Origin of the sequence: Lentzea pudingi, assembly GCF_014646255.1 — a bacterium.
Lineage (GTDB): Bacteria > Actinomycetota > Actinomycetes > Mycobacteriales > Pseudonocardiaceae > Lentzea > Lentzea pudingi.
Window position 1 is genome coordinate 84,402 of the sequence record NZ_BMNC01000014.1, and the last position, 12,382, is coordinate 96,783.

The window sequence follows — 12,382 nt, forward strand, 5'->3', positions numbered from 1 at the left end:
GCTCTGAGCGGGTTTGGCAGGCTGATCGCTACGCTTGGGACATGGCAGGCAAGCGTGACGTGGAGAGCGACCGGCTGGCCGTACTAGCCGGCGAGGCATCGGCAGAGGCGGCGATCCAGGCCGCCGCCATGGCGCCGGAGTTCGAACAGTCGCTGAACGTCCCGCCGGACCTGACCGCAGCAGCCTTCTTCGACGTGGACAACACGATGATGATGGGCGCGTCGATCTTCCACTTCGCCCGAGGCCTGGCAGCCCGCAAGTACTTCTCGTCCTCAGACCTCGCAGGCTTCGTCTGGCAACAGCTGAAGTTCCGAGTAGGCGGCCGAGAAGACCCGGAGTCGGTAAAGGCCTCCCGCGAACAGGCCCTGTCCTTCGTCTCGGGCCGCAGCGTCGCAGAACTCGTCTCGCTGGGCGAGGAAATCTACGACGAACTGATGGCCGACCGAATCTGGAAGGGCACCCAGGCCCTGGCCCAAATGCACCTGGACGCAGGCCAACGAGTCTGGCTAGTCACCGCCACCCCAGTAGAACTCGCCCAGATCATCGCCCGCCGCCTGGGCCTGACCGGCGCACTGGGCACAGTCTCAGAATCAGAAAACGGCGTGTACACCGGCCGCCTGGTAGGCGACCTCCTGCACGGCAAGGCAAAGGCCCAAGCAGTCCGCTCACTGGCAGCAAAAGAAGGCCTCAACCTACGCCGCTGCACCGCCTACTCGGACTCCTCGAACGACGTCCCCATGCTCTCCGTAGTAGGCACAGCAGTAGCCGTGAACCCGGACTCACAACTACGCGAGGTCTCCCGCCGCAAGGGCTGGGAAATCCGCGACTTCCGAACAGGCCGCAAAGCAGCAAAGATCGGCGTCCCCTCAGTACTGGGCGTAGGCGCCCTGGCAGGAGCAGTAGCAGCCACCATGGCCTACCGCCGCCGAGTGAAGTAACGGCGCCCACCACCCACCCGCGATGCCGAAGGCGAGCCGTCCGTCTTTCGTCCTTAGCAAGCGCACTGGGCGGTGGGGTCCCATCACGAGTCGCGCCATAGCACTTGCTGCACCTGAGGGGTGAGGTCAAGTCGACACGCTTTTCGTCGACTTGACCTCACCCCTCAGGTGTGGCCCGCTCTTGGCTCGGCTCGTGATGGGACCCCACCGCCAACGCAACCCTCGTACGCAACCGGCAGCCGCCCAACCCAACAGGCGTGCCATCTACCTGCGAGTGGCGCTGGCCCCCTGATCAGATTGCCGGGGGTCTGGGGGCAGAGCCCCCAGGGGAACCAAGCAAGGCGACCTGGCCGCCCGCCAGGTGACCACCCGCATCAAGCAGCCCAAGCCCTCGCCACCCCTGCTCCCCCTCAGCAGTGAGCAAAACAGCCCGAGAAGACCCCACCCGACGCACCCACTCGCGTTCCAAAAACGTCCTGCACAAAAACGCCCCAGCCGCCCCACCCAGGTGCGGCACACGCTCGGTCCAATCCAGGCAAGCCCGGCTGACCTGGCGTTTCGAAGGCTCGAACCCAAGCTCCTTCAACCAGACCATCCCCGGTTCGGTAATAGCGAGTTCTGCGCTGAGAACCCCAAGCTCCACCAGCCCACCCCGAAGCGTGACCCCAAGCCGCCCAGCCAAATGGTCATAACAGGTACGCCCCCGAACCAGAGCCTCAGAAACCACAGCCGCCCGCAACGACCGAGGACGCTCAGGCCCACCAAACGCAACCATCGCCTCCAACAACTCGGCAACATGCGGCCCAGCCAACGCGACATACCGATGCCGCCCCTGCCGATGCTCAACCAGCACCCCACCCTCGACCAACCGGGTCAGGTGCTCACTGACGGTGGACGCGGCCACTCCAGCGTGCACGCCCAGCTCCCGAGCAGTCCAAGCCCGCCCATCAAGCAGCGCACCACAAATAGCAGCACGGGTCTTGTCCGCGAGCAGCCCAGCAACCTGGGCAAGTGCTTCCACAGACACCATTCTGCGACCAGAACACTTCGGCCGACACCGAACCGTCCACCCCCTACCGTCGGCGACATGACCGAAGACCTGAACCTCCCAGTCCCCACACCCCCGCCAGGAGAATCCGGCGTCGCCTGGCTCAGGTCGACCGTGGTCAGGTTCAGCAACGGCCCAACCCACACCCGCAGACGCGCCCTGACCACCACCCTCCTGAACGGCGTACAAGCCACCACCCTGGAAGAACTCGCAACAGCCCTGAACCTGCCAGGCTCACTACAAGACATCGCCGAAATCGCCAAGAGCTACCAGCCCCACGAACCGATAACCGCAGCAGCCGACGCAGCGGTAGAACGCCTGGCCAAAACCCACAACGAGGAAACAGCGGCACGAATAGGCCTGCTGGTCCAAGCCTGGTCAGCCACGAACGCCCTAGCGGAGAACCTGCGGACCGGCAACCAGGCCCCACCGGTCCCTGTAACCCGCAGGCAGACCCCGCAGGGCGTCGTAGAGGTGAGCCTCGAACACCACCCGTTCGGCCACGGCCCCCACTCCTGCCCAGGCGGCACCCTCGCCACCCAGATCGCCAAGAACATGGCGTTCAAAGCCATGCACCACCAACCCGACCCGCTGCTCCTCCCCAACGCCTGGGACTACGCCTCAGCCGCAGCCCTGCACCAGGCAGGCTTCACAGCGATCGGCACAACAAGCCTCGGAGTGGCAGCCGCGCACAACATCCCGGACGGCACGGGCCAGGCAGGCGACCAGGCCATCGCCCTGGCAAGGCTCCTGATCACCCTCCCCTGCCCGGTCACCGCCGACCTGGAGTCGGGCTTCGGCAAGTCACCACAAGAAACCGCCGACCTGATCGCCGAACTGGGCGTAGCAGGCGTGAACCTGGAAGACGGCCGCCCGAACGGCCTGGCCACCCCGCAAGAGCAGGCAGACCTGATCACCACGGTCAAACAACGAGCCCCAGGCGTCTTCCTCAACGCCAGGATCGACACCCACTGGCTGGGCATGGCGCACGAAGAAACCGAGTCCCGAGCCCGCCGCTACATCGACGCCGGCGCGGACGGGATCTTCGTAGCAGGCTTGACCGACCCTTACGAGATCGAGAAACTCGCGACCCTGGCTCCGCTCAACGTCCTCGCCCAGCAACGCACGCCAAGAGAACTCGGCAACCTGGGCGTCAAACGCATCAGCACCGGCTCATTGCTGTTCAGAGCAGCCCTGCACCACACCGTCGAAACCGCCAAGGCCGCACGCGACGGCGGAACCGCAGCCGCGTTCACCTACGACGAGGTGCAGCAGATGATCAGCCGAGGAACACGTTCCGACGCTGGGTGAGCAGCCGGTACAGCGTCTGCTGGATCGTCTCCCGCACCTGGTCGGTCAGGTTGAACACGAGCATCGGGTCGTCGGCCGCGTTCTCCCCGAACACGTCGGTGCGGATCGGCTCGCCGAACTCGATGTACCACTTCGAGGGCAGCGGGATGGCGCCCAGCGGCCCGAGCAGCGGGAAGAACGGCGTCACCGGGAAGTACGGGAAGCCCAGCAACCGGGCGAGCGTCTTGATGTCGCCGATCATCGGGTAGATCTCCTCGGCCCCGACGATCGAGACGGGGATGATCGGCACGCCGGTCTTCAGCGCCGCCGACACGAAACCGCCGCGGCCGAAGCGCTGCAGCTTGTAGCGGTCCTTGAACGGCTTGCCGATGCCCTTGAAGCCCTCCGGCCACACGCCGACGAGCTCACCGGACGACAGCAGCCGCTCGGCGTCCGCGTTGCAGGCGAGCGTCTGGCCGCCCTTGCGCGCGAGTGCGCCCAGCACGGGCGTGCGGAACACCAGGTCGGCCCCGAGCCCGCGCAACGGCCGGTGCGCGGGGTGCTCGGACGCGATGCCGTACGCCGTCATCAGGGCGTCGAGCGGCACCGTGCCGGAGTGGTTCGCCACGATCAGCGCGCCGCCGGCCGTCGGGATGTTGTTCAGGCCGATGGTCTCGACCCGGAACCACTTCTCGTACAACGGCTTCAGCGGCGGCATCAGCACGTTCTCGGTGAGGTCGCGGTCGAAGCCGAACTCGTCGATCTGGTAGTCGCCCGCGATCCGCCTGCGCGCGAACGACAGGAGGTCGGTCAGCCTGCGTTCCCAGTCCGGTGTCGCGGACTGCTGCTGCTCGGGTTCGGGAACGACCTCGACGTGGCGCGCTCTGCGCGCGGCGTCGCGTTCCGGGTCGTGCAGCGGGATAACGCGTGCTCCTGCCACTGCGTTCATCTCCTCAAGACAAGATCAGCGGAAACGAGCGGCCGCGTCGAGGATTCCCCGTTCCGCGGCGTCGATCGTCTCCGGGTCGATGAGCGGCTTGAGACCTCGGCCGTTCACGTAGTCGTCGAACGCCTGCTGGGTGGTCCACCGCGGCGTGAACCCGAACTCCTTGCGCAGCAGGGTGGTGTCGATCACGCGCCCCCAGTTGAGGAACCTCATCTGGTCGGGCGAGAAGTCGACGAGCCGGGCGCTCCGGAAGAAGCCTCCGACGGTGGGCACGGCGGCGCTGGGCACCGGCAGGTTCAGCCTGCCTGCCCGCCGGATCGCCTGCGACAGCAGCAGCACGCCATCGCCGCCCACGTTGTAGACACCAGGCAGGTCGTGCAGCGTCGCGCGTTCCAGGACCGCCAGGGCGTCCTCGGAGTGCAGCAGCTGCACACGAGCGTCGTAGCCCAGGACGGTGGGCACGACCGGTAGGGCGAAGTAGCGCGTCAGCACCGTGTCGATGCGCGGGCCGATGAAGTTCGTGAAGCGCAACGTCGTGACGTCCACGTCCGGCCGGCGGCGGCTGAACCCGCGCACGTACCCCTCGACCTCGACCGCGTCCTTGGCGTAGCCGGACGACGGCAGGTCCTTGGGACCCATGTCCTCGGTGAACACCGCCGGGTCGCGGCTGCTGGACCCGTAGACGGCGCTGGTGGACTTCACGACGAGCTTGGTCACCCTGGGCGACTTCTGGCACGCGGCCAGCAGCTGCATGGTGCCGATGACGTTCATCTCCTTCATCACCGTGCGGCCGGTGGGCCCGGCCGGGCTCGCGGTGACGGAGGCGTGCACGACCGTGTCGACGTTCGCGGTGGAGATGACCTTGCTGATCAGCGGGTTGCGGATGTCGGCCCGCACGAACTCGGCCCGGCCCATGCGGCGCAGCAGATCGCGTGGCGGCGGCTCGGTGTCCACACCGAGCACGCGCTCGATGTCCGGGTTCGCGGCGAAGCGCGCGGCGAGGTGGCCGCCGAGGAAGCGGCTGACTCCGGTGACGAGGACGACCTTGGGCGTCATGCGACTCCAAGCACGAAGGGCGTGGCGATTGGTCGATGCTACAGACCGATTCGAGAACCGGAGGGGGCCGGAACGCCGTCTTGACGCAGGTCACGCAGGCTTTACGGGCTAATCACCCGAACGGCGGCCCCCGTTCCCGTGGTTGTGTCGCGCCGTCTCACGCAGTGATATTCCATGTCGGCGCAAGCACCCGAACAGGGCAGAGACCTCGACAAACGCAACCGCCGCCGGCCCCCTGCGAGAGGGGACCGGCGGCGGCAGAGCGCATGCGGGCTTACTTGCCGCGCTTCCTGCGCTGGACCCTGGTCTTGCGCAGCAGCTTGCGGTGCTTCTTCTTCGACATGCGCTTGCGGCGCTTCTTGATGACCGAGCCCATGCGGGTTCCTTAGCTCTAGACGTTGCTTTGACTGGCGCGCCCCAGCCTTGGCCGTGTCAAGCACGGCGCGCCGGTAAGCACGATCGGCCTACCAGTCTACCCGGCGGGGTTCGCCAGCTTTCAGCCAGCGTCGAAGTAGGCGTTCTCCAGGTAGGCGTGCACCGCTTTTTCCGGCACCCGGAACGACTTGCCGACCCGCACAGCGGGCAGCTCACCGGAGTGCACCAGGCGATACACGGTCATCTTGGAGACCCGCATCATCGACGCCACTTCGGCCACCGTCAGGAACTGCACCTGAGCGAGGCCTGTTCGTTCGTTCTCCTTCGCAGGCATGAATCACCGCATCCTTAGACACGTGTCGTGCCGTCGGTCTTCCCCACCGACGGTTCGACACGCACGTGCTGCCCTGAGAGTAGCGGGACTGGTGTGACTCCTGCGACGTCCAAAGTGGGGATGCCCCCTCACTTGGCTCAGTCCTCGTGCTGGCGGCCCAGTTCGACGGAGCGGTCGCGGGCGCTCTCGATGGCCGCGAGCAGGGCCGCGCGAACGCCGTGCCTCTCCAGCTCGCGGATCGCCATGATCGTCGTGCCGGCGGGCGAGGTGACCGCCTCGCGCAGGATCACGGGGTGGCTCGAGCCCTCGTTGAGCATCGTCGCCGCGCCCACCGCGGACTGGATGATGAGCTGCGAGGCCAGGTCGCGCGGGATGCCGAGCAGGATGCCCGCGTCGATCATCGCCTCGACCAGGAAGAAGAAGTACGCGGGCCCGGAGCCCGACAGCGCCGTCACCGCGTCCTGCTGCGACTCCGGCACCACCGCGACCTTGCCGACGGTGGACAACAGCTCCTCGACGACCTTCAGGTGCTCCGGCGTGGCGTTGGAACCGCCGGAGACGGCGCTCATGGCCTCACCGACGACCATCGGCGTGTTCGGCATGACCCGCACCACGGGGGTGCCCGCGGGCAGCCTGCGTTCGTACAGGGCCGTCGGCAGGCCCGCGCAGAGCGAGACGATCAGCGTGCCGTCCCGCAGGACCGGCGCGAGCTCGGTGAGCAACGGCTCGATGTCCTGCGGCTTGACCGCCACGATCAGCACGCCGGCCTTCGCCGCCGCGCCCGCGACCGTGACGGCCTCGAACCCGTACTGCTCGGTCAGTGCCTTGGCGCGGGACTCGTGCTTCTCCGTGAACATCAGATCCGCAGCCGGGCGACCGCCCTGCAGCAGCCCGGACAGCAGCGCCTCACCGATCTTGCCCGCGCCGAGCACCGCGATCTTCGTCATCGGTCAAGTCTCACACAGCAGGCGTCAACGCCAGCTGCCGTGCCTGGCACACCAGCCGCCCGGCCGAGTCGATCACCGTGGCGTCCTCGTCGAACCACTGGCCGTGCACCGCCTGGCAGCTGACGTGGATGCGCAGCCAGCCGGGCGCCGGCCGGGCCCGCAGCAACGCCGTCAGCTGGACCGTCGGCGACCAGCCGAACCGGCCGAGGTTGAACGTCACGGGCATCGACAGGTCCCCCGCGAGCAACGCGAAGTACGGGTCGGGCTGCTCGTCGGTGGGCCGGGCCCAGAGCTTGAGCGTCAGAGGCCCGTCCGTGCGCCGGTCGAGGAATGACGCCGACTCGCGGTCCACCCGCAGGTCGCACAGGGCGCCCACCCGGTAGATCCCGCCGGTCGGGAACGTCGCCATCTCCACCGAGCCGGGCGGAGGCGCCGCGGGCATCGACGGCAGGTTCACGTAGTCGGCCCGCTGCTCGGGGATCCGCCCCGTGGTCACCGACGCCTCGACGCACACCTGGCCGCGCTGCTCCAGCGTCACCGCGATCACCGTGGCCGTCCGCCCCGCCTTGCGCACGTCGGTGCGGACCAGCACGGGCCCGACCTCCGGCGCGCGCAGGAACTGCGCGGACACGGCCAACGGATCACCGTCGGCGACCTGGGCGGCCGCACGGGTCATCACCGCGAGAAGAAAACCACCGTGGGGCTTGGGCCCGACGGTCCACTCGGCGGGCAGGGACGCGGTGAAGGTTCCGTCACCGAGCGACCGCACCGCACTGGACTTCGAGAAGGTCATGAGCGGCTGGCCAGCGACCGCAGGAAAAAGGTCACGTTGGCAGGCCGTTCTGCAAGTCGCCGCATGAGATATCCGTACCACTGCTCGCCGTAGGGGACATAAACGCGAGTGCCGAGACGCCGCTGCTCCTCGGGCCGGATGCCGTACAGCATCTGGTACTCGAAGTCAGTTTTGTCATACCAGCGGGCTCGTTCGCCAATGATTTCGATCAGCCTGGGGTCGTGGGTCGCGAACATGGGGTAGCCCTCTCCAGCGAGGAGAACGTTCAGGCACCGCACGTAGTTCACATCAACCTCGGATGGATCCTGAATCGCAACCTCGGGAGGCTCCGCATAAGCCCCCTTGACCAGCCGAACCCTGCTCCCGGGCCCCGCCAGCCGCTTGCAGTCGTCCAACGTCCGGTGCAGGTACGACTGCAGCACGGCCCCCACCCAGGGCCAGCTCCGCCGCAGCTCGTCCAGGACCCGCAACGTGGAATCCGTGGTGGTGTGGTCCTCCATGTCGAGCGTGACCGTCGTCCCGCACTGCTCGGCGGCGGCACAGATGCGGGAGGCATTCGTCAGGGCGAGCGACTCGTCGAGCGACTGCCCGACCGCGGACAACTTGACGCTCACTTCCGCATTTTCAGCCAGCCCCGCGGCATGCAACGCGTCGAGCAACTCCAGGTAGGCCTGCACGGTCTTCTCGGCCTGGGCCTTGTCCTTCGTGTCCTCGCCGAGGTAGTCCAGCGTCACCGGCAGACCAAGGCCGCGCACGACCTCGACGGCGTCGGCCGTGGTCTCGCCCGCGACGAACCTCTTGACGACATCGCGGCTGATGGGCGCGTTGGCGACCAGATGGCGGACCGTCTCGTTGCGAGACGCGGCCATGATCAACGCTCGCAGCGGGTTCACACCCGGAACCCTAACCCGGAGTCATCGAGCCGGACGCCTCGCAGGCCTGGTGCGCGGTGCCAACCGCACTCGCCAACGCAGGCCGACCTCGGACAGGGTCCGGCGCGCGCCACCACCCGCACCCGCCAACGCAAGCCAACCTCGGACGAGGCCTGGCGCGCGCCACCACCCGCACTCGCCAACGCAAGCCAACCTCGGACAGGGTCCGGCGCGCGGCGCCAACCGGAAGCCGCCAACACAAGCCAACCTCGGACGAGGTCTGGCGCGCGGTGCCAACCGGAAGCTGCAACCGCAGGCCAGCCACCTACGGGGCCTGGCGTGGCGATGCGAAGCGAGCCGTGTGAACCTCGTGCACCTTGGTTGCGGTGGGCCCAGTGAATGGCGATTGGGGCTTTACCTTGAGGGGGCGGGATGCCACCCTCACGGGCACGGCCGGGCGCTTTTCAGCCCGGCCTTTTCCGGCCGTCTACGCATCCCGCCAGAGGCTCAAGGTCAAGCCCCAATCGCGGCCCCTTGATCCGTCATGACCCGCCGGACCACCCTCGCAAGGCAACCGTGCCCCAGGGACGCGACCAACCCCGCTGGAACGCGACCATCCGCCCGCACCAGCACCCGCCCGCACCAGCGACCAGCGATGCGTCAGCGAGTCACCCCAGGCCGAGCCTTCCCCGCCCCACCCTCAACAGCCCAATCCAAGTGCAACCGGGCGAACAGCAACGACTCCGCGAGCATCTCCCGCCGAGCCGCCGCAGACCCGGCCCGCCGCGTGTTGACCTCCAACACGACCTGCCCGTCGAACCCGCCCCGAGCCAGCATCTCGCACAGCTCCGCACAGGGCTGAGTCCCCCGCCCCGGCACCATGTGCTCGTCCTTGGGCGCCCCGGACCCGTCAGCGAGATGGATGTGCCGCAGCCCATCCCCCATCCGCTTGGCCAACTCCAACGCATCCATGTGCGCAGCAGCCGAGTGCGACAGGTCCAACGTGTAGTTGGCATGCCCGACATCGGTCGGGTCCACAGAAGGCTTGAACGCGTTCATCTCGACCGACCGCCCACGCCCAAGAGGACGCTTGACCGGGAACATGTTCTCCACGGCGATGGCGATCCCGCTCGACTCCTCCAGCGAGGCCACCAGCTCGGCGAACCCGTCCGCGTACTTGCGCTGCCACCGGAACGGCGGGTGCAGCACGACGGTCGACGCTCCCAGGTCCCCGGCGGCCTCGACGGCGCGCCGCAGTCGTTCGGACGGGTCCGGTGACCACACGCGCTGCGAGATCAGCAGGCAGGGCGCGTGCACGGCCAGCACCGGCATGCCCCAGCGCGACGACAGGCGGTCGACGGCCCGGATGTCCTGCGACACCGGGTCGGCCCAGACCATCAGCTCGACGCCGTCGTAGCCCAACTCGGAGGCGATCTCGAACGCCGCTCCGGCGGGCTGCGGGTAGACCGACGCCGTGGAAAGCCCGACCGGGATGCGGGAGGTCAACTCTTCACCAGCAGCATCGCCGCTGGTGAGACTGTCACGATGAGGCCCACGAGCACGGCCAGGACGGTGGTCTGCAGATCGTCCGCGCGGCGGATCTTTCGCACCAGCAACACCAGACCCACGGTAACCGCCAGGGCCACCACGAGTGCGGCGGCGGGTACCGAGCGCCACAGGTAGTTGAACGCGAGCCACAGGCCCGCGCCGCCGAGCACGCCCACGGCGAGCTGGCCGATCATGATCAGCCATTCCTTGCCGGCGGAGCGCGGTTCGGCGTCCGCTTCCTCGTCGACCTCGGCGGCGTCGTCGAGGCCCGCGGGGCCGTCGTCCTCGTCGTCCTCCTCGTCGTCCGCGAGGTAGTCGTCCTCGGCGCGGTAGACGGCGTACTCCTGCGAGTCGTCGTCGTCCACGTACGGGCCGGCGTGCGCCGCGGTCGACTCCATCGGTGGCATCGACAGGTCGGTCTTGGCCTGCGGGTCGTCGTCGCCGAACCAGGCGTCGGGGACGTTGCCCGGCAGCGGTTCCGGCAGCCTCGGCGGCGCGGGCGGCACGATCAGCACGGACTCGGTCTCGAGCGCGGCGATCTTGTCGACCGGCGCCTTCGCCGGGATGCGCGGCAGTTGCTCGGTCATCGCCTCGCGCGGCGGGCCCGGGACCGGCATCTGCACCGACGGGGGCACCGGCTTCGGCGGCCGGGTGATGTTCGTGCGCGACGGCGTGGCGGCCGGCGGGTCGAGCCTCGACTCCAGGCGGCCGGGCACGTCGGGGCGCGGCATGCCGGAGTTCGACGGCTGGTCGCGGACCTGCGGCACCTGCCGGGTCTGCTCGGCGGCCGCGGGAGGCGGCGGCACGGGAGCGACCGGCTTGGCGGCGGGCGGCGGTGCGGGCTTCGGCGGCGCGGGTCTGCGGACCTGCGGCGGCTGGGCCGGCGGCACCGGCATCTGCTGCGACGTCTGCGGCTTCGGGGGCGCGACCTGCGGCTTCGGCTGGTACGCCGTGCGCTCGGCGGCAGGCGGCGGTGGGGCCTGCGGTTCCGGGGCGGCGCGACGGCCCGGCTGCGGCGCGTCGTCGTCGCGGATCGCCATCAGGCGACCGCTGTCGGACAGCACCCGCTCGATGATCGTCTGGGGCGCGGTCTCCGGCTGCTGGACCTCGTCCTCTTCGTCGGCAGCCCGGCGGCGTCGCCGACGTGGCGCACTCTCTGCGCTGCCGCCGTACTGGGCGAGCAGCTCAGCGACAGTGCGCTGCGTCTGGTCCGATCCGCTCTCTCGACTCATCAACTCCACCGTGCCCCGGTCTGGCCAGTCCGTCCAGTATCGCTCTGGTCCGTCCCGTCAGTGTGGTCCAGCCGTCGGAGGATGACACCCTCCCGGAGCGCCCAGGGGCAAATCTCCAGCTGGGTGAGTGACAGGGCTCGCATTGTGGCCTCCGCGACCAGTGCGCCCGCGACGAGCTGGTGGGCGCGCGAGGTGCTCACGCCTTCCAGTTCGGCGAGGTCACTGGCCGACATCCGGGAAATGAACGCGATCAGCTGCCGCAGGCCCGCGTCGGTGAGGACGCGTCGTGCCCTGGGCCCGGCAGACGATGGCGCGGCCCCGGTGAGCCGCGCCAGCGTTCGGAAAGTTTTTGAGGTCGCAACCACTCGATCGGGTTCACCCGCGCGTTTCAGCTTCCGCGCCACGGGCGCGAGCTGCTCGGCGAGCCAGTCGGTGGTCTCGCGGACCTCCGAGCGCCGGGGCGGGTCCTTGTGGAACCGGGTCCTGGTGAGCCTTCCCGCGCCGAGCGGCACGGAGAAGGCCAGGTCCGGGTTCTCGTCCCGGCCGATGGCGAGCTCGAGCGAGCCGCCGCCGATGTCGAGGCTGAGCAACTTGCCCGCGGACCAGCCGTACCAGCGGCGGACCGCGAGGAAGGTGAACTTCGCCTCGTCCTCACCGGACAGGACCTTCAGCTCGACCCCGGTCTCGGTGCGCACCCGGTCGAGCACCTCGGCCGAGTTGCCCGCCTCGCGCACCGCCGAGGTCGCGAACGCCATCAGGTCCTCGCAGCCGGACCGCTTGGCCGACGCCTTGGCGGCGGCGACGGCACGAACGAGCTGGTCAGCGCCTACTTTTCGGAGCTGACCCTTGTCGTCGAGCTGCTCGGCGAGACGAAGGATCGTCTTCTCGGACGTCATCGGGATGGGGTGGGCACCACGATGCGCGTCCACCACGAGTAGGTGGACGGTGTTGGAACCCACGTCGAGAACGCCCAGGCGCACGCCGGAAACGGTACCTGGTCGTG

13 protein-coding genes are annotated in these 12,382 nt (G+C 68.6%); 2 read left to right on the forward strand and 11 right to left on the reverse strand.

All coding sequences use genetic code 11. From position 1 onward, the window contains the following. The first annotated feature begins 41 nt into the window (after window positions 1-41). Window positions 42-938, forward strand: a complete 897-nt coding sequence (locus tag IEY88_RS34130) for an HAD family hydrolase (RefSeq protein WP_189159035.1) — start codon at window positions 42-44, stop codon at window positions 936-938. A gap of 292 nt (window positions 939-1,230) precedes the next feature. Here the strand turns inward: IEY88_RS34130 and IEY88_RS34135 are convergent, their stop codons facing one another. Continuing rightward, window positions 1,231-1,968 carry an ArsR/SmtB family transcription factor gene (locus tag IEY88_RS34135; protein WP_189159036.1) on the reverse strand — a complete coding sequence of 246 codons (738 nt, stop codon included), beginning with the start codon at window positions 1,966-1,968 and terminating at the stop codon, window positions 1,231-1,233. A gap of 588 nt (window positions 1,969-2,556) precedes the next feature. On the opposite strand from IEY88_RS34135, the gene IEY88_RS44580 reads away from it, so the two are divergent. Next, window positions 2,557-3,297: an isocitrate lyase/PEP mutase family protein gene (locus tag IEY88_RS44580; protein WP_229694056.1), complete on the forward strand. Its 741-nt coding sequence runs from the start codon at window positions 2,557-2,559 to the stop codon at window positions 3,295-3,297. On the opposite strand, the gene IEY88_RS34145 is transcribed toward IEY88_RS44580, so the two are convergent. The 10 genes from IEY88_RS34145 to IEY88_RS34190 all read right to left on the reverse strand — a co-directional run bounded on the left by IEY88_RS34145 (window position 3,266) and on the right by IEY88_RS34190 (window position 12,359). Next, window positions 3,266-4,225, reverse strand: a complete 960-nt coding sequence (locus tag IEY88_RS34145; RefSeq protein ID WP_189159038.1) for a lysophospholipid acyltransferase family protein — start codon at window positions 4,223-4,225, stop codon at window positions 3,266-3,268. The two genes, IEY88_RS44580 and IEY88_RS34145, sit on opposite strands and share 32 nt — an antisense overlap. Before the next feature lie 15 nt (window positions 4,226-4,240). Further along, a complete protein-coding gene (locus IEY88_RS34150) occupies window positions 4,241-5,278 on the reverse strand; it encodes an NAD-dependent epimerase/dehydratase family protein (protein ID WP_189159039.1) in 1,038 nt (345 codons plus the stop codon). Window positions 5,279-5,552: 274 nt separating this feature from the next. Further along, on the reverse strand, window positions 5,553-5,654 hold the full coding sequence (locus IEY88_RS34155; protein WP_015105422.1) for a 30S ribosomal protein bS22: 102 nt from the start codon (window positions 5,652-5,654) through the stop codon (window positions 5,553-5,555). Window positions 5,655-5,774: 120 nt separating this feature from the next. Beyond that, on the reverse strand, window positions 5,775-5,987 hold the full coding sequence (locus IEY88_RS34160; RefSeq protein ID WP_030477960.1) for a helix-turn-helix domain-containing protein: 213 nt from the start codon (window positions 5,985-5,987) through the stop codon (window positions 5,775-5,777). 137 nt (window positions 5,988-6,124) lie between these two features. After that, entirely contained in the window at window positions 6,125-6,934 is an 810-nt protein-coding gene (gene proC, locus IEY88_RS34165; protein WP_189159040.1) for a pyrroline-5-carboxylate reductase, read from the reverse strand. A 10-nt stretch (window positions 6,935-6,944) separates the two neighbouring features. Continuing rightward, on the reverse strand, window positions 6,945-7,727 hold the full coding sequence (locus IEY88_RS34170) for a thioesterase family protein (protein WP_189159041.1): 783 nt from the start codon (window positions 7,725-7,727) through the stop codon (window positions 6,945-6,947). Then, window positions 7,724-8,620 carry a proline dehydrogenase family protein gene (locus tag IEY88_RS34175; RefSeq protein ID WP_229694032.1) on the reverse strand — a complete coding sequence of 299 codons (897 nt, stop codon included), beginning with the start codon at window positions 8,618-8,620 and terminating at the stop codon, window positions 7,724-7,726. The genes IEY88_RS34170 and IEY88_RS34175 overlap by 4 nt, the downstream gene beginning before the upstream one ends. Before the next feature lie 639 nt (window positions 8,621-9,259). Next, entirely contained in the window at window positions 9,260-10,105 is an 846-nt protein-coding gene (locus tag IEY88_RS34180) for a sugar phosphate isomerase/epimerase family protein (RefSeq protein ID WP_189159042.1), read from the reverse strand. Further along, window positions 10,102-11,379 (reverse strand): Rv0497 family membrane protein, encoded by a 1,278-nt coding sequence (locus IEY88_RS34185; protein ID WP_189159043.1) that lies wholly within the window; start codon window positions 11,377-11,379, stop codon window positions 10,102-10,104. Before IEY88_RS34185 ends, IEY88_RS34180 begins: the two co-directional genes overlap by 4 nt. After that, window positions 11,379-12,359 carry a Ppx/GppA family phosphatase gene (locus tag IEY88_RS34190; RefSeq protein ID WP_189159044.1) on the reverse strand — a complete coding sequence of 327 codons (981 nt, stop codon included), beginning with the start codon at window positions 12,357-12,359 and terminating at the stop codon, window positions 11,379-11,381. The genes IEY88_RS34185 and IEY88_RS34190 overlap by 1 nt, the downstream gene beginning before the upstream one ends. Window positions 12,360-12,382: the final 23 nt, after the last annotated feature.

What these genes read in the sequence shown, in the direction of transcription:
- IEY88_RS34185 (WP_189159043.1), bottom strand. Translation starts at nt 11,379, where the DNA reads ATGAGTCGAGAGAGCGGATCGGACCAGACGCAGCGCACTGTCGCTGAG.
- IEY88_RS34160 (WP_030477960.1), bottom strand. Translation starts at nt 5,987, where the DNA reads ATGCCTGCGAAGGAGAACGAACGAACAGGCCTCGCTCAGGTGCAGTTC.
- IEY88_RS44580 (WP_229694056.1), top strand. Translation starts at nt 2,557, where the DNA reads ATGCACCACCAACCCGACCCGCTGCTCCTCCCCAACGCCTGGGACTAC.
- IEY88_RS34170 (WP_189159041.1), bottom strand. Translation starts at nt 7,727, where the DNA reads ATGACCTTCTCGAAGTCCAGTGCGGTGCGGTCGCTCGGTGACGGAACC.
- IEY88_RS34145 (WP_189159038.1), bottom strand. Translation starts at nt 4,225, where the DNA reads ATGAACGCAGTGGCAGGAGCACGCGTTATCCCGCTGCACGACCCGGAA.
- IEY88_RS34130 (WP_189159035.1), top strand. Translation starts at nt 42, where the DNA reads ATGGCAGGCAAGCGTGACGTGGAGAGCGACCGGCTGGCCGTACTAGCC.
- IEY88_RS34155 (WP_015105422.1), bottom strand. Translation starts at nt 5,654, where the DNA reads ATGGGCTCGGTCATCAAGAAGCGCCGCAAGCGCATGTCGAAGAAGAAG.
- proC (WP_189159040.1), bottom strand. Translation starts at nt 6,934, where the DNA reads ATGACGAAGATCGCGGTGCTCGGCGCGGGCAAGATCGGTGAGGCGCTG.
- IEY88_RS34135 (WP_189159036.1), bottom strand. Translation starts at nt 1,968, where the DNA reads ATGGTGTCTGTGGAAGCACTTGCCCAGGTTGCTGGGCTGCTCGCGGAC.
- IEY88_RS34150 (WP_189159039.1), bottom strand. Translation starts at nt 5,278, where the DNA reads ATGACGCCCAAGGTCGTCCTCGTCACCGGAGTCAGCCGCTTCCTCGGC.